Here is an 18,825-nt window from a genome sequence, read left to right as displayed (position 1 = left end):
GGCCATGGTCGCGATCAGTCTGAGCAAGGTCCAGGAGACCGCTCCCGCGCTGGTGAACCTCTACAAGAGCGCCGGCGTCTCCCTCACGAAACACGGCCTCGACGGGCTGCGGGCCGCGGTCTACCTCGTGGTCGACTACTCCGGCTCGATGCGGCCGTACTACCAGGACGGCAGCGTGCAGGCGCTCGCCGACCGGGTGCTCGGGCTGTCGGCGCACCTGGACGACGACGGCACCGTGCCGGTCGTCTTCTTCTCCACCGATGTCGACGCCGAGACCGGGATCGCCCTGGCCGACCACCAGGGGCGGATCGACCGGATCGTGGCCGGGCTCGGGCACATGGGCAAGACCAGCTACCACCTGGCCATGGACGCCGTCATCGACCACTATCTCGACAGCGGGGCGACGCAGCCCGCCCTGGTGATCTTCCAGACCGACGGCGGCCCCGTCAGCAAGCTCGCCGCCGAGCGGTACCTGTGCAAGGCGGCGAGGCTTCCGCTGTTCTGGCAGTTCATCGGCTTCGGTGACCCGGACAGCAAGCAGTTCGACTTCCTGCGCAAGCTGGACGAGCTGGCCGTGCCGGGCAGGCGGATCGTCGACAACGCCGGGTTCTTCCACGCCGGTGAGGATCCACGGCGGGTGCCGGACGCCGAGCTGTACGACCGGCTGGTGGGCGAGTTCCCGAAGTGGCTGGTGGCGGCCCGGGCGCAGGGGATCGTGCGGCCGGGCTGAGGCCGGCCCGGGCACCCGCTCGTCCCCTTGGCCTATCCGTCGTTACGTCCCATTTGCACCGGCGCGATGCCGTGCCACTCTGGGAAGGATCCGACGGGGAGGCGACGACGTATGGGCGACGACGGCGCACGACGGGTGTACGGGACGGCCTCCGCTCGCAGGAGACCTCCCGCCGGCAAGGGCGAGCAGCTCGCCGACTGGGCGGACGGACGGCTCGGGCTCTACGGGCTGGCCAAGGCCAACATGCGCAAGGTCTTCCCCGACCACTGGTCCTTCATGCTGGGCGAGGTCACCCTCTACAGCTTCATCGTGCTGATCCTCACGGGCGTCTACCTCACCCTGTTCTTCGAGCCCAGCATGCAGGAGGTCGTCTACAACGGCTCCTACACGGAGCTCAACGGCGTGCTCATGAGCAAGGCTTTCGAGTCCACGCTGGACATCAGCTTCGATGTGCGCGGCGGCCTGCTGATCCGGCAGATCCACCACTGGGCGGCGCTGGTCTTCATCACCGGCATGCTGGTGCACATGATGCGGGTGTTCTTCACGGGCGCCTTCCGCAAGCCGCGCGAGCTCAACTGGGTCTTCGGCTGGACCTTGCTGATGCTCGGCATCATCACCGGCCTCACCGGCTACTCGCTCCCCGACGACCTGCTCTCCGGCACCGGCATCCGCTTCGCGCAGGGCGCGATCCTGTCGATCCCGATCGTCGGGACGTATCTGTCGTTCTTCCTCTTCGGCGGGGAGTTCCCGGGCGAGGACATCATCTCGCGGCTGTACCCGGTCCATGTCCTGCTGCTGCCCGGGATCATGCTGGGCCTGGTCGCCGCCCATCTGATCCTGGTCTTCTACCACAAGCACACCCAGTTCCCCGGCCCCGGCCGCAAGGAGCGGTCGGTCGTCGGGATGCCCTTCCTGCCGGTCTACATGGCCAAGGCGGGCGGCTTCTTCTTCCTCGTCTTCGGCGTCCTGACGGTGATGGGCGCGCTCGCCCAGATCAACCCCGTGTGGGCCTTCGGCCCCTACCGCCCCGACCTCGTCACCACGGGCGCCCAGCCCGACTGGTACCTCGGGTTCTCCGAGGGCCTGATCCGGGTGATGCCGGGATGGGAGATCAACCTCTGGGGGCACACGCTCGTCCTCGGCGTGTTCATCCCCTTCTCGCTCTTCCCGCTGATCCTGCTCGCCCTCGGTCTCTATCCCTTCATCGAGGCGTGGATCACCGGCGACAAACGCGAGCACCACATCCTGGACCGGCCGCGCAACGCGCCCGTGCGCACCGGCCTGGGCGTGGCCTGGCTGACCCTGTACGCGGTGCTGCTGATCGGCGGCGGCAACGACATCGTGGCCACCCATCTGCATCTGTCCATCAACGTGATCACCTGGTTCGTGCGGATCGGTGCCTTCGTGCTGCCGGTCGTCGCCTTCATCGTCACGAAGAAGATCTGTATGGGCCTCCAGCGCCGCGACCGCGCCAAAGTGCTGCACGGCAGGGAGACCGGCACGATCAAACGGCTGGCCAACGGCGAGTACATCGAGATCCACGAGCCCCTCTCGCAGAGCGAGCTGTTCACCCTCACCCAGCACGAGCAGAACCCGCCGTACGAGATCGGGCGGGAGGTCGACGCGGGAGGCGTCCGCCGCAAGGTCAAACGGTCCGAGCGGCTGCGGGCCCGGCTCGCGAAGGCCATGTTCGGGATGGACGCGCGGATCGAGAAGCCGACGGTGGAGGAGTACCGGGAGATCACCAGCGGCGATCACCAGCCGCACTGACGACCAGGGCCCGGCACTCCCCGGGGTCGCCCCAGGCGGTGCGCAGGGCCCGGGCCTTGGTCAGCCACAGCGACAGGTCGTACTCCGCCGTGTAGCCGATCGCGCCGTGCAGCTGCAGCGCGGTACGCGCGGTGCCGTACGCCGCCTCGCAGGCGGCGACCTTGGCGGCGGCGACAGCGGCCGGCCGCATGGTCAGCGCGGCGCCGAACACCAGCGGGCGCGCGAACTCCAGGGCGATCTTCGCGTCGGCCAGCCGATGCCGGACCGCCTGGAACGAGCCGACCGGCACCCCGAACTGGCTGCGCTGCTTGACGTAGGCGACGGTTCTGTCGAGCAGTGCGAGGCCCACGCCGAGGGCCTGGGCGGCGGTGGCGAGCCGGGCCCAGACGAGGGCGTGGTCCGTGGCGGTGTCGAGGACTTCGCCGCCGGGTGCGAGGGGGGTGAGGCGGCGGGCCGGGTCGAGGGAGCGACGGACGGGGCCGTGGCCGGGGGAGATCCGTATGTGGTCGTCCGCCCAGGAGAGACGGAGGGTGGCTGCGTCGCCGTCCAGGGCGTCAGCACCCTCTGGCGCCACCGTCGCCATCGTCTCCCCGGACGCCAGTCCCGGCAGCAGCCGCTTGGCGATCCCCGGCCCGGCCCCCGCGAGCAGCACCGCCGCCGTGATCGTCTCGACCAGCGGTCCCGGTACCGCGTGGCGGCCCAGCTCCACGAACGCGACGGCCGATTCGACCGGGCGCGGCCCCAGTCCCTCGTACGCCTCCGGGATCGCCAGCGCGAACACCCCCGCCTCCGCGATCCGGGACCACAGCACCCGCCCGCCCACATGGTCGCCCCGGCTCCAGTCCCGCACCACCGCCGGTGTGTTTGCCGCCGTCAGCAGGGCGTCCAGGGAGGCGGCGAAGGCGCGTTGCTCGGGATCGAGGAGGAAACGCATGGGTGCCCTTTCGGTGTCCCGGGTCAGTGGATTCGGCCTGGTCAGCCGCTCCGGCAGGGCCCGCGGCTCCTCCGGTGCCCTCGGCGTCGGCCGGTCTCGGCCCAGGCGGAGCCCCCGGCCCAGGCGGAGCCCCCGGCCCCGGCGGAGCCCCCGGCCCCGGCGGAGCCCCCGGCCCCGGCGGAGCCCCCGGCATCAGTGGAGCCCCCGGCATCAGCGGCGCCCCTTCGGCAGGCCGAGCAGGCGCTCGGCGATGATGTCGCGCTGGATCTCGTTCGTGCCCGCGTAGAGGGGACCGGCGAGTGCGAAGACGTACCGCTCCGCCCAGTCGGTGTCCGCCATCTCACCCTCCGGGCCGAGGAGGTCGAGGGCCGTCTCCTGCAGGGCGATGTCCAGTTCGGACCAGAAGACCTTGTTGAGGCTCGACTCCGGGCCGACCGCCTCGCCGTCCAGGAAGCGGGAGGCCGCCGCGTAGGTGAAGAGCTGGTAGGCCCGCGCGCCGATCAGGGCGTCGGCCACCCGGTCCCGCGCGGCAACCGGGCCGCCCCGCTCCCGCCACAGTCCGTCCAGCCGCCGCGCGGTGGCGAGGAAACGGCCGGGGGAGCGGAGCATCAGCCCGCGCTCGTTGCCCGCCGTCGACATCGCGATCCGCCAGCCCTGGCCGGGGGCGCCGATCACGTCCTCGTCGGGCACGAAGACCTCGTCCAGGAACAGCTCGGCGAAGGCCGGCTTGCCGTCGAGACGGGCGATCGGGCGGACCGTGACACCGGGGGCGCGCAGGCCGAACATGAGATACGTCAGGCCCTGGTGGGGCTTCGGGGCCTCCGGGTCGCTGCGGAACAGGCCGAACGCGCGGTCGGCGAACGCGGCGCGCGAGGACCAGGTCTTCTGGCCGCTCAGCAACCAGCCGCCGTCCGTGCGCACCGCCCTCGCCCGCAGCGACGCCAGGTCCGAACCGGCCTCGGGCTCCGACCAGGCCTGTGCCCAGATCACCTCGCCGGAGGCCATCGCGGGCAGCACCCGGGCCCGCTGCTCCTGCGTGCCGTGGTCGAGGAGGGTCGGGGCGAGCAGCTGGATGCCGTTCTGACTGACCCGCCCCGGGGCGCCCACCGCGTAGTACTCCTCCTCGAAGAGCAGCCACCGCAGCAGACCGGAGTCCCGTCCGCCGTACACCGACGGCCAGTTGACCACCGACCAGCGGTCCGCGGCCAGCTCCGCCTCCCAGGCGCGGTGCGCGGCGAAACCCTCCGCCGTCTCCAGCGAGGGCAGCGGCTCGCGCGGCACACGCGCGTGCAGCCACTCCCGCGCCTCGGTGCGGAATTCCTCGTCCGCTGGGGAAAACGCGAGGTCCACGATCGCCCTCCTTCCCTAACAAGTGTTTGGTAGGTTAGCGTGAGCCCATGACAGACGTCGAGAGTCCGGCGTACGTGCCCGGTCACGGCCTGCTGACGGGCCGGAGCGCCGTCGTCACCGCGGCGGCCGGCGCGGGGATCGGCGGGGCCACGGCCCGGCGCCTCCTGGAGGAGGGCGCGCGTGTGCTGATCAGCGACGCGCACGTGCGGCGGCTCAAGGAGCACGAGGCGGAGCTGGCCGCCGAGTTCGGCACGGCGTCGGTCGCCGCCGTGCCCTGCGACGTCACCGACGAGACGCAGGTGCGCACCCTCTTCGAGACGGCCGTGCGGGAGCACGGGCACCTCGACGTCGTGGTCAACAACGCCGGTCTCGGCGGCACCGCGGATCTCGTCGACATGACCGACGACCAGTGGACCCGCGTCCTGGACGTGACGCTGAACGGCACGTTCCGGTGTGTGCGGGCAGCCCTCCGCCACATGAAGGGCACCGGCGGCGGCGTGATCGTCAACAACGCCTCCGTCGTCGGCTGGCGCGCCCAGGCCGGGCAGGCCCACTACGCCGCCGCCAAGGCCGGGGTGATGGCGCTGACCCGCTGCGCGGCGGTCGAGGCGGCCGGGTACGGGGTCCGGGTCAACGCCGTGGCACCCAGCCTCGCCCTGCATCCGCACCTGGTGAAGGTGACCACGCCCGAGCTGCTCGCCGAGCTGACCGCACGCGAGGCCTACGGCCGGTACGCCGAGCCCTGGGAGGTGGCCAACGTGATCGTGTTCCTGGCCTCCGGCTACTCCTCGTACATGACGGGAGAAGTGGTGTCCGTCAGCAGCCGGCACGCCTAGGACGACAATGGACCCGTGCCTCCTACGAAGAAGAAGCCCCAGGTGACCGCCGAAGAGCCCCCCGCGACCGCCGCCGCTCGCGACCGCCGCGGCGAACTCCTCGGCACCGCCGCCGAGGTCTTCGCCGAGCAGGGCTACAACGCCACCACCGTCCGCAAGATCGCGGACCACGCGGGCCTGCTCGCGGGCAGCCTCTACTACCACTTCGACTCCAAGGAGTCGATGCTGGAGGAGATCCTGCGCACCTTCCTCGACGAGCTCTGGGACGGCTACGACACCGTCCTGGACGCCGGACTCGGCCCCCGCGAGACGCTTCAGGCCCTGGTCACGGAGTCGTTCCGGGAGATCGACCGGCATCGCCCGGCCGTCGCGATCTACCAGAAGGAGAGCAAGCAACTCGTGGCACAGGAACGGTTCGCGTTCCTCGCCGAGTCACAGCGCAGATTCGAGAAGGCGTGGCTGTCCACCCTGGAGCGCGGCGTCGCCGAGCGGGCCTTCCGCGCCGACCTCGACGTCCGGCTCACCTACCGGTTCGTGCGCGACACGGTGTGGGTCGCCGCGTCCTGGTACCGCCCGGGCGGACAGCACAGCCCGGAGGAGATCGCCCGGCAGTACCTGTCGATGGTGCTGGACGGGATCGCCGTACGCCAATAGCCCATTGTCTGCGAGGGAGTTGTCATGGCCGAGGCCTACATCGTCGAAGCGGTGCGGACGCCCGTCGGGCGACGCGGGGGAGGACTGAGCGCGGTCCATCCCGCCGACCTCGGCGCGCATGCCCTCAAGGAGCTGATGAGCCGCTCGGGCGTCGACCCGGCCGCCGTGGAGGACGTCGTCCTCGGCTGTCTGGACACCGTGGGCCCCCAGGCCGGGGACATCGCCCGGACCTGCTGGCTGGCGGCCGGACTGCCCGAGGAGGTGCCGGGCGTGACCGTCGACCGGCAGTGCGGCTCCTCGCAGCAGGCCGTGCACTTCGCGGCACAGGCCGTGCTCTCCGGCACGCAGGACCTGGTGGTCGCCGGCGGCGTGCAGAACATGTCGATGATCCCCATCGCCTTCGCCACCCGGCAGGCCGCCGAACCCCTGGGGCTGACCCAGGGACCGTTCGCCGGCAGCGCGGGCTGGCGGGCACGGTACGGGGACAAGCCGGTGAACCAGTTCGTGGGTGCCGAGATGATCGCCGCGAAGTGGGGGATCAGCAGGCGCGACCAGGAGGAGTTCGCGCTGCGGTCCCATCAGCGGGCGGCGCGGGCGATCGACGAGGGCCGCTTCGATCGCGAGACCGTGCCGTACGGGGAGGTCACGGCCGACGAGGGCCCCCGCCGGGACACCTCTCTGGAAAAGATGGCCGGGCTCAAACCGGTCCTCGACGGCGGCACGATAACGGCCGCCTGCTCCTCGCAGGTCTCCGACGGAGCGGCGGCGATGCTGCTGGCCTCCGAGCGGGCCGTGCGCGACCACGGCCTCACCCCACGCGCACGCGTGCATCATCTCTCGGTGCGTGGCGAGGACCCGATCCGGATGCTCACCGCCCCGATCCCGGCCACCGCCCACGCCCTGAAGAAGACCGGCATGGCCATCGACGACATCGACCTGGTCGAGATCAACGAGGCCTTCGCCCCGGTCGTCCTGGCCTGGCAGAAGGAGACCGGCGCGGACCCGGACAAGGTCAACGTCAACGGCGGTGCCATCGCCCTGGGCCATCCGCTGGGTGCCACGGGCGTGAAGCTGATGACCACCCTGCTGCACGAACTGGAGCGCACCGGCGGCCGGTTCGGCCTTCAGACCATGTGCGAGGGCGGCGGACAGGCCAATGTGACGATCATCGAGAGGCCCTGAGCCGCGTCAGCGTCTCGTCCGCCTCCTTCATGATCCGCTCCACCAGCTCCGCGCACGACGGCAGGTCGTCGATCACCCCGGCGACCTGCCCGGACGCCATCACGCCCAGGTCCGTACGGCCGTCCACCATCGCGGACCTCAGCAGCATCGGCGTGTTCGCGGCAAGCAGCACCTGACTCCACGACAGGTCCTTGCCGTGCCTCATGGCGAGGCCGTCCCTCAGCATCCCGCGCCAGGTCGTGCCCGACAGCCGGCGGAATCCGGACGCGTGGCGCAGCGCCCGCAGCAACGCGTGTGCCCGCCCCGCCTGCTCCAGGGCGCCGACGAACTCCGTCCGCAGCATGCGGTGCGGCAGCCCGTCGACGGCTCTCGTCACCGTCACATCCCGCACCGTCGCCGCCAGATACCGCGCCTTCACCGCGTCCGGCACGGTCGAGTCGGAGGTGAGCAGGAACCGCGTGCCCATCGCCACACCGGCCGCCCCGTAGGCCAGGGCCGCCACCAGTCCACGTCCGTCGAAGAACCCGCCCGCCGCCACGACCGGTATGTCCACGGCGTCCACCACCTGCGGCAGCAGCACCGTGGTGGCCACCTCGCCGGTGTGCCCGCCGCCCTCCGTGCCCTGCACGAGCACCGCGTCCGCACCCCAGCCCGCGACCTTCTCGGCGTGCCGCCGCGCCCCCACGGTCGGTATGACGATCACCCCGGCCTCCTTCAGCTCGCCGATCAGCTCCCGGGAGGGGGCCAGGGCGAAGGAGGCGACACGAACGCCCTCGTCGATCAGGATCCGGACGCGGTCGCCCGCGTCCGCCGCGTCGGCACGCAGGTTCACCCCGAACGGCGCGTCGGTACGGGCCCGGACCTCCCGTACGGCCGCGCGCAGCTGGTCGGGCGTCATCGTCGCGGAGGCCAGGATGCCGAGGGCACCCGCGTTCGCCGTGGCGCCGACCAGGCGCGGGCCCGCCACCCAGCCCATCCCGGTCTGCACGATCGGATGACGGACGCCGGTCAGCCGGGTCAGCGCCGTCTCCATCACGAGGCGACCTCCCGGGCACGGGTGCCGGCCGGGTCGACGACCTCACGGATCAGCCGCAGCTCCTCGGCGGTCGGTTCACGCGTAGGCGGCACCTCGTCCGGGACGGTCAGCTCGAAACCCGTCGCCTCCCTGACCTGCTCCACCGTGACACCCGGGTGCAGCGAGGCCAGCCGCATCGAGCGGCCGGGGGTGGCGAAGTCGAAGACGCCCAGGTCGGAGACGACCCGTGGGATGCGGTGGTGCCGCGCACCGGCCGCACGGTCGTATCCGACGCCGCAGACCATGTCGACCCGCTCGACGAAGACCCGCCGGGAGTGCCTCGGGATCCAGTAACTGGTCGGGTTGTTGAGCGTGTTGACCGGTGCGCCGCGCACTCCGAGCAGCTGCCGCTTCGGCCGCTCCCAGTCGCCGACGCAGGAGATGTTCTGATTGCCGAACCGGTCGATCTGGCTCGCGCCCATCATCACGTGCCGCCGCCCGCCGGTGACCCAGGCCAGGTGCTGCCGGTACGGCAGCCAGCCCTCCGCCGTCCCGTCCGGGCGGACGAGTGTCGCCTCGCCGTCGGTCAGCAGCAGGTCGGGCGCGAAGGTGAGCCGGGCGAGCCGGGCGCCGACGGAGGGGATCAGCCCCATGGGACTGGCGAGCACCTCGCCGTCGCCCCGCCAGGCCTCGGCGCAGGCGATCACGCAGTACTCGGCGCGGGTGGGCGCCGTCACGGCCCGGGTGGGTTCCGTCATGTCCCGTCCTCCACGGCCGACCGGTACGCCCGCTCGTCCCCGGTGAGGAAGCGGTCCGCGAACTCCGGCCAGGGAGTGGTCGCGTAGGTCTTCTGGAAGGCCTCGTCCCGGCCGTAGTCGGGCGCGCAGGACGTGAAGTGCGCGCCGTTCGGAGCCTCGACGACCCCGGTGACCGTGTGCCGCTTGACCAGCAGGGTCTGAGGCGGGCCCGCCTTCGTCAGCTCGGCCGTGTCGACGATCCGTTCGCAGCTCATGTACGCCGTGTCCGCCGCCTCGCAGAACAGGTCGTCGAAGTAGGGGTCCGGGCCCAGGTACTGGCCGTTGCCCAGCCGGTCGGCGCGGCTCAGGTGCACCAGGGCCGCGTCGAGCCGCAGGGCGGGCATCGCGACGAACGTCTCACCGTCCTCGTACGGCGAAGTGACCGTCCGCAGGTCCGGGTTGACCCGCATCACGTCCGAACCGAGCCCGGCCCGCACCGGCAGGAACGGCAGCCGGTTCGCCGCCGCGCGCAGCCCCCACATGAACATCGCCTCGTCGATCTCCGTCAGGTCGAAGGCGCCCCGCTCGCGGGCCGCGCGGTAGTGGGGCTCCAGGGGGATCGAGTCGAGGGTGACGAAGGCCGCGACCAGCTTCCGGATCCGCCCGGCGGCGGCCAGCATGCCCACGTCCGGGCCGCCGTACGAGACGACGGTGAGATCGGTGATCTCCGACCGCAGCAGCGCTCTGACCAGGGCCATCGGCTTGCGGCGCGATCCCCAGCCGCCGATGCCGAGGGTCATGCCGCTGTGCAGACGGGAGACGGCCTCGTCAGCTGTCATCGTCTTGTCGCTCACCTACGCACCCTCCTTCTCCTTCCCGAAGCCGGCCCGCACCCGGTCGGCCACCCCGCTGAGGCCCGCCTCGAAGGTGAAGCCCTGCTCGAAGCGGTAGCTGCGGCGCACGTCGACCGGATCGATGCCGTTGATGGCCGCCTTGGCCAGGCGCAGCAGCTGCCCGTCCTTCGCGGCGATCTCGCGCGCCAACTCCAGTGCGGCGGACGTCAGTTCCTCGCTCGGTACGACCCGCCACACCGAGCCGTGCGCGTGCAGCTCGGCCGCGCTCGCCGTGCGCGAGGTGTAGTACAGGACGCGCATCAGGTGCTGCGGGACCAGCCGGGCCAGATGCGTGGCCGCGCCCAGGGCGCCCCGGTCCAGCTCGGGCAGCCCGAACACCGCGTCCTCGCTCGCCACGATCGCGTCCGCGTTCCCCACGAGGCCGATACCGCCGCCCAGGCAGAAGCCCCGTACCGCCGCCACGACCGGCACCGCGCAGTCGTACACCGCCGAGAAGGCCTCCCCGCAGGCGCGGTTGGCGCCGATCAGCGCACTGTTCCCGTCCCGCTGTATCTCCTTGATGTCCACGCCCGCGTTGAACCCCCGCCCCTCAGCCGTGAGCAGCACGCACCGGACCTCCGGGTCGCGTCCCGCCGCCCGCACCGCCTCGGCCAGCGCGAACCAGCCGGCCACCGGCAGTGCGTTCACCGGCGGGAAGTCGACCGTGACAACGGCAATGCCCCTTTCCACGCACGAGGTGGAGACACCCATGGCCGCATCAGCTACCTTTCCACCAAACGTTTGTTAGGTGGAAAGGTAGCAGCGAATGGAGCTGGACGGGAAGGTCGCCGTCGTCACGGGTGGCACCCGGGGCGTCGGTGCCGGTATCGCGCGTGCCTTGGCGCGGGCGGGCGCGGAGGTCGTGGTGTGCGCCCGCCGAGCCCCGGAAGTACCACGGCCCGGGACCGAGTTCGTGCCCCTGGACGTCCGTGACCCCGAGGCCGTCCGCCGCGTCCTCGCCGACCTGCCCCGGATGGACGTCCTGGTCAACAACGCGGGCGGCGCACCGCACCGGCTGCTCACCGCGGCCGACGCCGAGCGGCACGCGCGCGTGGTGGAGCTCAACCTGGTGGCTCCGCTGACCGTGTCCCTCGCCGCGTACGAGCATCTGCGGCGCGCCAAGGGCTCGATCATCATGATCGGCAGTGTCAGCGGGGGCCGCCCCTCGCCCGGCACCGCCGCCTACGGTGCCGCCAAGGCGGGCCTGGAGAGCCTCGCCCGCTCGATGGCCGTGGAGTGGGCGCCCGACGTACGGGTCAACACCCTCGTCGTGGGCATGGTCCGCACCGAGCTTTCCCACCTCCACTACGGCGACCAGGACGGCGTCGCCGCCGTCTCCCGCACCGTCCCGCTCGGCCGTCTCGCCGAGCCGTCCGACGTCGGCGCGGCCGCGGTGTTCCTCGCCTCCGACGCGGCCGCCTACATCAGCGGGGCGAGCCTGCTCGTCCACGGGGGCGGGGAGCGCCCCGCCTTCCTGGACGCCGTGACCGCGAACAAGGAGCTGTGAGATGAGCGCGATCCGCGACGGACGTGTCGTCGTCGTCACCGGCGCCGGACGGGGGCTCGGCCGCGCGCACGCCCTCGCGTTCGCCGCCGAGGGCGCCCGGCTCGTCGTCAACGACCTCGGCGTCGGTCTCGACGGCACACCTGGAGCCGACGGCACATCCGGAGTTGACGGCCCATCCGGAGTTGGCGGCACACCTGAAGCCCACGGCACACCTGGAGCCCAGGGCACACCCGGCCCCGGCGACCCGGCCTCCCGGGTCGCCGAGGAGATCCGCGCGGCGGGCGGCGAGGCCGTGCCGCACACCGGTGACATCGCCACGACCGAGGGCGCCGCCTCGCTGATCCGCACCGCCCTGGAGACGTACGGCCGACTCGACACCCTCGTCAACAACGCGGGCTTCCTGCGCGACCGGATGCTGGTCAACCTCGACGAGGACGACTTCGACGCCGTCGTACGCGTCCACCTCAAGGGCCACTTCCTGCCCCTGCGGCACGCCGCCGCGCACTGGCGGACCGAGGCCAAGGCGGGCCGCCGGCCCGAGGCCCGCATCGTCAACACCAGCAGCGGCGCCGGTCTCGTCGGCTCGGTCGGACAGGGCAACTACAGCGCAGCGAAGGCCGGGATCGTCGCCCTGACACTCGTCGCGGCGGCCGAACTGCGCCGCTACGGCGTCCAGGTCAACGCGATCGCCCCCGCCGCCCGGACCCGGATGACGGAGCGCACCTTCGCCGACACCATGGCGGTACCCGGCTCGGGCTTCGACACGATGGCCCCGGAGAACGTCTCGCCCCTGGTCGTCTGGCTCGGCTCGGCCGCGAGCGCCGGGGTGACGGGCCGGGTCTTCGAGGCGGAGGGCGGCCGGATCACGGTGATGGAGGGGTGGCGGCCGGGGCCGAGTGCGGACAAGGGCGGGCGGTGGAGTCCGGCGGAGGCGGGGGAGGTGGCACGCGAGCTGCTGGCGGAGGCAGGAGAGCCCGGGGCCGTCTACGGGGCGTAGGAAGGGCGAGCGTTCCTCCTGCCCCACCGATTCGGCCGGTGGGTGGGCACAGGCCGGGGGTCCGGGGGCGGAACCCCCAGCACACACCCGCGCACCCGCACATCCGCGCATCCGCGCACCCCTACGTGTCGCACTCCAGCACACTCCGGCACAACGCACACCGCGCCCGAACCCGCCCCCGAACCGGCACCCGAATCCGCTGATGACAGACGGGGCACGGGAACGACACCCGCAACCGCCCACCCCCGTCGGGAGAGAACTGGTACCGCACACCCGGCTGCGGCGCAGGCCCCGCCGGCGCGTGCCGCCGGTCCCGGGCGTACCGCCGCCGCCCCGCCCACCCCGCCGCCGTCAGCGGCGGCTGCTGCTCGTCCCGCCGCGCCAGCTCCATCCCCTTCACATACGCCGTGTACGCCTGAGCGCTGGTGAACCACACCGACGGGTCCTCCCCGAAGACCAGCGCCCGCTTGGCCAGCACGTACCCGAACTCCTCCGGCGTCAGATAGCCCAGCTTCTGCGACGACGCCCCGTCCTCCCGGAACGCGTCCAGCAGCAGCCAGCCCGCGCCCAGATACGTCGTCGCCGTGTCCGTCAGGATCTCGTTGTCCCGCACGCCCGGGAAGGACAGGTCGAGGCGGTGCAGATACACATGCATCACCTCATGGGCGAGCGCCGCCCCGATGTCCCGCCGATGCGTACGGAACCGGTCGTTCAGCTCCACGAAGTACTCCGGCCCGGCCGCGAGCTCGACGTTCGCCGCGTGCCGCATCTCCCGGAAGCTCACGATCAGCCTGGCGTCCGGAAGCCGGTAGTGCCGCACCAGCTCGTGCGCCACCCGCTGCGCCCCCAGATACAGGTCGTCGGTGTCGCAGAACGCCACATCGGCGGGGACCACACTGGTCTCGAACGTCTGGACGGTGTCGTACGACAGGCGCTTGTACAACGCCGTGATGGCGGCCCGCACCGTCTCCAGATGCGGGTAGCCGTGCTCGACCGGCCCGTCGTTCGCCACGCCTCACCCCCAAGACGCCCCTGAACCCGGTTCCACTGTACGAAAGTGTGACGGCCACGGGGCCGCGCCGCCGCCGCGAAAACCGGTCGTCCCGCCCGGGCCCCGCTGGCAGAATCCGGGCCGTGACCAGCGAACAGCGCACCGTGGCCGCCGAGCTCCGGGTGGGCGGCCAGGACGACGACCTCGAAGAGCGGCTCGACGAGGAGCTGACCGCCTTCAACACCGCCGCCGCCGACGGCGTCACCACCGAGCCCCTCTCGGTCCGCGCCACGGACGAGACCGGCGAGCTGATCGGCGGCCTCACCGCCTGGACCTGGGGCAGCCTGTGCTCCGTGGACATGCTCTGGGTGCGGGAGGACCAGCGGCACGCAGGCTGGGGCGGCCGCCTGATGCGCGCGGCGGAGGCCGAGGCGGCCCGGCGCGGCTGCACCGACATGATCGTCTCCACATACAGCTTCCAGGCGCCCGGCTTCTACCCGCGGCTCGGCTACCGGGAACGGGCCCGTATCCAGGGCGTGCCCGGCGGACACGAGGACGTCTACTTCCACAAGCGCCTCAGCCCGGCCGAGGAGTGAGACGACGTACGGCCGCCCGGCGTGATCCCCGTAGGCTGACGCCCCATGACCACCAGCAACACCGGCACCGGTGACGTCGACGCCGCCGTCCGCGAGGAACTCGGCCGGCTGCGCGACAGCATCGACAACATCGACGCGGCCGTCGTCCACATGCTCGCCGAGCGCTTCAAGTGCACCCAGCAGGTCGGCCACCTCAAGGCCAGGCACCAGCTGCCGCCCGCCGACCCGGCCCGTGAGTCCCGCCAGATCGACCGGCTGCGCACGCTCGCCGAGAACGCCAAACTGGACCCGGCCTTCGCCGAGAAGTTCCTGAACTTCATCGTCGCCGAGGTCATCCGCCACCACGAGCGCATCGCCGACGAGACGCTCAACGGCTCCGCGCCCGGCGGCAACTGACCCCGGACGACCGCTCCCAGGGGAGTGACACGGCCCTCCGCGCGGGGCATGCTGCGCTGTGCACAGCATGTCAGCTGACGAGCACTGCGCGTCAGTGTCCCGGACTTACTCTGGTCCTCCACGAGGGAGGGGCGTCGGGTCATGCCGTCGGATACCAGGATCCTCATCGTCGACGACCACGAGGACACGCTCTACGCACTGGAAAGCGCCCTGGCCCCCCTGGGCTATCTGCTCGGCCGGGCCACCAGCGGCGACGAGGCGCTCAAGCAGGTGCTCCGCGGCCAGGTGGGCCTGCTGCTGCTCGACGTGCGCATGCCCGGAGTCAGCGGCCTCGAGGTGGTGCGCTACATGCGACGCGTCGAACAGACCCAGCACATCCCCGTCATCCTGCTCACCGGCTTCGGCGCCGACCACGAACTGACCACCGCCGCCTTCCGCCTCGGCGTCGCCGACCTCGTCATGAAGCCCGTGGACCCCTGGGCCCTGCGCACCAAGGTCCGCTACCTCTACGACGCCCAGCAGCGGCACCTCGCCCTGGAGCGGGAAGTGCGCCGGCTGCGCGCCCTCGTACGGGAGCACACCGAGGCCGTGGCGCACCCCCCGCGCCCCGCCCTGCCGCATCCCGACGCGCGCGTACCGACCCAGCGACCCGTGGGGGCGCACGCCGGGGAGCTGGAAAAAGACCGCACCTAGACCGGACATTGGGCACGTACCGATCCGCCTCTGTGCCTTGCCAGTGCCATCAGGCAGCATGTCACGCATGTCCGTACTGACGCGCGACGAAGCGCAGACCCGAGCAGAGCTCCTCGACGTGCACCGCTACACGATCGAACTCGACCTGACCACCGGCGACGAGACCTTCGACTCCCGCACCCTGATCAGGTTCAGCGCCCGCTCCGACGGAGACAGCTTCGTCGAGGTCAGGCCGGACGAGCTGCGCTCCGTCACCCTCGACGGACACCCCCTGGACCCGGAAGCCCTCGACGGCAACCGGCTCCCCCTGAGGAACCTCACCGCCGGCGAGCACGAACTGCGCGTGCACGCGCTCATGCGCTACTCCCGCACCGGCGAGGGCATGCACCGCTTCACCGACCCCACCGACGGCGAGACGTACGTCTACACCCAGCTGTTCCTCGACGACGTCCAGCGCGTCTTCGCAGCCTTCGACCAGCCCGACCTCAAGGCCGTCTTCGAGCTGTCCGTCCAGGCCCCCGAGGGCTGGAACGTCCTCGCCAACGGCATCACCGAACAGACCGAAGGCGTCTGGAAGGCCGCGCCCACGCCGCTGATCTCGACCTACCTCGTCGCCGTCGCCGCCGGCCCCTGGCACTCCGTACGCACCGAGCACCGCGGCCTGCCCTTCGGCCTGCACTGCCGCCGCTCCCTCGCCCCCTACCTGGACGCCGACGCCGACGAACTCCTCGACGTCACGCGCGCGTGCTACGACCGCTACCACGAGAAGTTCGACGAGCCCTACCCCTTCGACTCCTACGACCAGGCCTTCGTCCCCGAGTTCAACGCGGGCGCCATGGAGAACCCCGGCCTGGTCACCTTCCGCGACGAGTTCGTCTACCGCTCCGCCGTCACCGACACCGAGCGGCAGACCCGCGCCATGGTCATCGCCCACGAGATGGCCCACATGTGGTTCGGCGACCTCGTCACCCTCAAGTGGTGGGACGACATCTGGCTGAACGAGTCCTTCGCCGAGTACATGGGCTACCAGACCCTCGCCGAAGCCACCCTCGGGGGCCCTGGGGGGACTCCCACGAGGGAGTGGGGCGCCGACACCTGGACCGACTTCGGCATCACCCGCAAGTCCTGGGGCTACGACGCCGACCAGCGCCCCTCCACCCACCCCGTCGCCCCCGAGGCCGTCGACGACACCGCCTCCGCGCTCCTCAACTTCGACGGCATCTCCTACGCCAAGGGCGCCAGCGCGCTGCGGCAACTGGTCGCCTGGCTCGGCGACAAGGACTTCCTCGCCGGCATCAACACCCACTTCGCCCGGCACAAGTTCGGCAACGCCACCCTCGCCGACTTCATCGACTCCCTCGCCGGCGCCACCGAACGCGACGTCCACGCCTGGGCCGACGCCTGGCTGCGCACCACCGGCGTCGACACCCTCACCCCCCGGATCGCCCCCGGCGAGAACGGCACCTGCGCCCTCACCGTCGACCAGGCGGGCAGCCGCCCCCACCACATCGCCGTCGGCCTCTACGACCGGGACCTCGGCGACGACGGCGGGCACCTCGTCCTGCGCGAACGCCTCCACCTGGACCTGCCGCGGGACGGCGCCCAGCCCCTCGGCAAGCGCCCGGCCCTGCTCCTCCTCAACGACGGCGACCTGACCTACGCCAAGGTCCGCTTCGACCCCGAGTCCTTCGAGACCATCCGCAAGGAGCTGTCCGGCCTGCCCGAACCGCTCACCCGCGCGGTCGTCTGGAACGCCCTGCGCGACGCCGTCCGCGACGGCGAACTGGCCCCCGCCGCCTACCTGGAGACCGCCCGCGCCCATCTCCCGCTCGAGACGGACCTCGCCGTCGTCCAGGGCGTCCTCGCCTTCGCGTCCACGTACATCACGGACCACTACCTCACGCCCGAGGAGCGGCCCGCCGCGCTCGCCACCCTCTCCGACCTGTGCCGCGACCTCATCCGCCGCACCGAGGACGGCGACAACCCCGGCCTGCGTCTGATCGCCGTACGCCACCGCATCGACGTCGCGGCCCACCCCGACACCATCGCCGCCTGGCTCGCCGACGGCACCGTCCCCGGCGGCCCGGAGCTCGACCCCGAGCTGCGCTGGCGCGTCCTCGCCCGGCTCGCCGTCCTCGGCGCCACCGACGAGGCCGCCATCGCCGCCGAACTCGAACGCGACCCCAGCGCCACCGGCCAGGAGGGCGCCGCCCACTGCCGGGCCGCGCTGCCCGACCCGGAGGCCAAGGCCCGCGCCTGGCAGGCGATGTTCGGCTCCGACGACCTGTCCAACTACCTCTTCACCGCCACCGCCGCGGGCTTCTGGCAGCCTGAGCAGGCCGATCTGGTCCGTGCGTACGTGCCGCGCTACTACCCCGACGCGGTGGCTGTCGCCGACCGCCGCGGCCCCGCCATCGCCACGGCCGTCGGCCGCTCGGCCTTCCCCGCCCACGCGGTCGACGCCGAGCACCTCCGCCTCGGCGAGGAGTGCCTGCGCGACGCCGCCCCGATCCCGGCCCTGCGCCGCAAACTCGTCGACCAACTGGACGACCTGGCACGGGCGTTGCGAGTCCGACAGGGCAAGGAGAACTAGGACCGGCGACGTAGGGCACGGGCAGGGCGGCTGGTTCCTTTCGCCGATGCGGCGGGACCGCCGCCCTTCCTAGCCTCGGGGAGGCAAGAACGATCAAGCCCGAGGAGCCCTTCGTGATCGCAGTGACCGGTCCCACCGGAAACGTCGGCCGTGCCCTGGTCGAACGCCTCGTCGCCACCGGACGGCCCGTGCGGGCACTCACCCGAGACCCGCGACGCGCCCGCCTGCCCACCGGCGCCGAAGCCGTACGGTTCAGCCTCGACGAGCCGGCCGCCCTGTTCGACGGCACGACCGAACTGTTCCTGTACGTCCAGGCAGGCGGCGACCACACACCCCGTCTCCTGGCGGCGGCCCGTGCCGCCGGAGTACGTCATGTGGTCCTGCTGTCCTCCGGGATCATCGACTCGGGCGCCGACGAGACCCACCCCATCCACGTCATGCACGCCACCGCCGAGCAGCAGGTCCGCGACAGCGGCCTGGCGTGGACCTTCCTGCGCCCCAACGCGTTCGCCGCCAACGCCTTCCAGTGGGCCCCGCAGATCCGTACCGGTGACACCGTCCGCGGCGTCTTCGCCGACGGGCAGTCCGCCCCGGTCCACGAGGACGACATCGCCGCCGTCGCCGAACGCGCCCTCCTCGACGACGGCCACGAGAACACCGCCCACCGCCTGACCGGTCCGGAGGCGATCAGCAACGCCGGGCAGGTCGAGGCGATCGGCCGGGCCCTCGGCCGCGACCTGCGCTTCGCCGAACTGTCACCCGACGCGGCAGGACCCGAACTGTTCCCGCACGTGCCACCGGACATGCTCCAGGCTCTCCTCAGGAGCTTCGCCGAGTCGGTCGGCACACCACCCGAAATCACCGACACGGTAGGGGAGATCACCGGCCGGCCCGCCCGTCCCTTCACCCTCTGGGCCGAGGACCACGTGGACGACTTCAAGGGCTGAGGCG

19 protein-coding genes are annotated in these 18,825 nt (G+C 71.9%); 12 read left to right on the top strand and 7 right to left on the bottom strand.

Features of this window, described 5'->3' with window-relative positions; genetic code table 11:
• The first annotated feature begins 4 nt into the window (after positions 1-4).
• Positions 5-730, top strand: coding sequence for a vWA domain-containing protein (locus ACIBK5_RS17530; RefSeq protein WP_399020545.1), 726 nt, complete (start codon positions 5-7; stop codon positions 728-730).
• A gap of 111 nt (positions 731-841) precedes the next feature.
• On the top strand, positions 842-2,500 hold the full coding sequence (locus tag ACIBK5_RS17525) for a cytochrome bc complex cytochrome b subunit (RefSeq protein WP_399020543.1): 1,659 nt from the start codon (positions 842-844) through the stop codon (positions 2,498-2,500).
• Here ACIBK5_RS17525 and ACIBK5_RS17520 read toward each other — a convergent pair.
• On the bottom strand, positions 2,472-3,434 hold the full coding sequence (locus ACIBK5_RS17520) for an acyl-CoA dehydrogenase family protein (protein ID WP_399020541.1): 963 nt from the start codon (positions 3,432-3,434) through the stop codon (positions 2,472-2,474). The two genes, ACIBK5_RS17525 and ACIBK5_RS17520, sit on opposite strands and share 29 nt — an antisense overlap.
• Before the next feature lie 210 nt (positions 3,435-3,644).
• Positions 3,645-4,784, bottom strand: a complete 1,140-nt coding sequence (locus tag ACIBK5_RS17515; RefSeq protein ID WP_399020539.1) for an acyl-CoA dehydrogenase family protein — start codon at positions 4,782-4,784, stop codon at positions 3,645-3,647.
• Positions 4,785-4,831: 47 nt separating this feature from the next.
• Here ACIBK5_RS17515 and ACIBK5_RS17510 point away from each other — a divergent pair, with 47 nt between their 5' ends.
• The 3 genes from ACIBK5_RS17510 to ACIBK5_RS17500 are packed head-to-tail and all read left to right on the top strand — an operon-like array spanning position 4,832 to position 7,456.
• A complete protein-coding gene (locus ACIBK5_RS17510) occupies positions 4,832-5,620 on the top strand; it encodes an SDR family oxidoreductase (protein ID WP_399020537.1) in 789 nt (262 codons plus the stop codon).
• A 15-nt stretch (positions 5,621-5,635) separates the two neighbouring features.
• Positions 5,636-6,274: a TetR/AcrR family transcriptional regulator gene (locus ACIBK5_RS17505; protein ID WP_399020535.1), complete on the top strand. Its 639-nt coding sequence runs from the start codon at positions 5,636-5,638 to the stop codon at positions 6,272-6,274.
• A gap of 24 nt (positions 6,275-6,298) precedes the next feature.
• A complete protein-coding gene (locus ACIBK5_RS17500) occupies positions 6,299-7,456 on the top strand; it encodes an acetyl-CoA C-acetyltransferase (protein ID WP_399020533.1) in 1,158 nt (385 codons plus the stop codon).
• Here the strand turns inward: ACIBK5_RS17500 and ACIBK5_RS17495 are convergent.
• From ACIBK5_RS17495 to ACIBK5_RS17480, 4 genes are read right to left on the bottom strand one after another with little or no spacing between them, the layout of a single operon-like run.
• The gene (locus ACIBK5_RS17495) at positions 7,440-8,489 is read right to left on the bottom strand and encodes an NAD(P)H-dependent flavin oxidoreductase (RefSeq protein WP_399020531.1); all 1,050 of its coding nucleotides are present in this window, start codon (positions 8,487-8,489) and stop codon (positions 7,440-7,442) included. The genes ACIBK5_RS17500 and ACIBK5_RS17495 overlap by 17 nt on opposite strands.
• Positions 8,489-9,229, bottom strand: coding sequence for a CoA-transferase subunit beta (locus ACIBK5_RS17490; RefSeq protein WP_399020529.1), 741 nt, complete (start codon positions 9,227-9,229; stop codon positions 8,489-8,491). The genes ACIBK5_RS17495 and ACIBK5_RS17490 overlap by 1 nt, the downstream gene beginning before the upstream one ends.
• Positions 9,226-10,062, bottom strand: coding sequence for a CoA transferase subunit A (locus ACIBK5_RS17485; protein WP_399020527.1), 837 nt, complete (start codon positions 10,060-10,062; stop codon positions 9,226-9,228). The genes ACIBK5_RS17490 and ACIBK5_RS17485 overlap by 4 nt, the downstream gene beginning before the upstream one ends.
• Positions 10,063-10,812: an enoyl-CoA hydratase family protein gene (locus ACIBK5_RS17480; RefSeq protein WP_399020525.1), complete on the bottom strand. Its 750-nt coding sequence runs from the start codon at positions 10,810-10,812 to the stop codon at positions 10,063-10,065.
• Between the two features lie 55 nt (positions 10,813-10,867).
• On the opposite strand from ACIBK5_RS17480, the gene ACIBK5_RS17475 reads away from it, so the two are divergent.
• Both ACIBK5_RS17475 and ACIBK5_RS17470 read left to right on the top strand, forming a co-directional pair.
• Positions 10,868-11,608, top strand: coding sequence for an SDR family oxidoreductase (locus tag ACIBK5_RS17475; protein ID WP_399020523.1), 741 nt, complete (start codon positions 10,868-10,870; stop codon positions 11,606-11,608).
• 1 nt (position 11,609) lies between these two features.
• The gene (locus ACIBK5_RS17470; protein WP_399020521.1) at positions 11,610-12,605 is read left to right on the top strand and encodes an SDR family oxidoreductase; all 996 of its coding nucleotides are present in this window, start codon (positions 11,610-11,612) and stop codon (positions 12,603-12,605) included.
• A 121-nt stretch (positions 12,606-12,726) separates the two neighbouring features.
• Here the strand turns inward: ACIBK5_RS17470 and ACIBK5_RS17465 are convergent, their stop codons facing one another.
• Positions 12,727-13,617, bottom strand: coding sequence for a hypothetical protein (locus ACIBK5_RS17465; protein ID WP_399020519.1), 891 nt, complete (start codon positions 13,615-13,617; stop codon positions 12,727-12,729).
• A gap of 122 nt (positions 13,618-13,739) precedes the next feature.
• On the opposite strand from ACIBK5_RS17465, the gene ACIBK5_RS17460 reads away from it, so the two are divergent.
• From ACIBK5_RS17460 to ACIBK5_RS17440, 5 genes are all read left to right on the top strand, one after another.
• Positions 13,740-14,192, top strand: coding sequence for a GNAT family N-acetyltransferase (locus ACIBK5_RS17460; RefSeq protein WP_399020517.1), 453 nt, complete (start codon positions 13,740-13,742; stop codon positions 14,190-14,192).
• Between the two features lie 45 nt (positions 14,193-14,237).
• Positions 14,238-14,588 carry a chorismate mutase gene (locus tag ACIBK5_RS17455; RefSeq protein WP_399020515.1) on the top strand — a complete coding sequence of 117 codons (351 nt, stop codon included), beginning with the start codon at positions 14,238-14,240 and terminating at the stop codon, positions 14,586-14,588.
• 141 nt (positions 14,589-14,729) lie between these two features.
• Positions 14,730-15,281, top strand: a complete 552-nt coding sequence (locus ACIBK5_RS17450) for a two-component system response regulator (protein WP_399020513.1) — start codon at positions 14,730-14,732, stop codon at positions 15,279-15,281.
• 67 nt (positions 15,282-15,348) lie between these two features.
• Positions 15,349-17,874, top strand: coding sequence for an aminopeptidase N (pepN, locus tag ACIBK5_RS17445; RefSeq protein ID WP_399020511.1), 2,526 nt, complete (start codon positions 15,349-15,351; stop codon positions 17,872-17,874).
• Positions 17,875-17,987: 113 nt separating this feature from the next.
• Entirely contained in the window at positions 17,988-18,821 is an 834-nt protein-coding gene (locus ACIBK5_RS17440) for an NAD(P)H-binding protein (protein WP_399020509.1), read from the top strand.
• Positions 18,822-18,825: the final 4 nt, after the last annotated feature.

Source organism: Streptomyces sp. NPDC050546, assembly GCF_044457425.1.
Taxonomy (GTDB): Bacteria; Actinomycetota; Actinomycetes; order Streptomycetales; family Streptomycetaceae; genus Streptomyces.
Note: the sequence above shows the minus strand (reverse complement) of the source record. Positions and strands in the feature narration are given on the sequence as shown.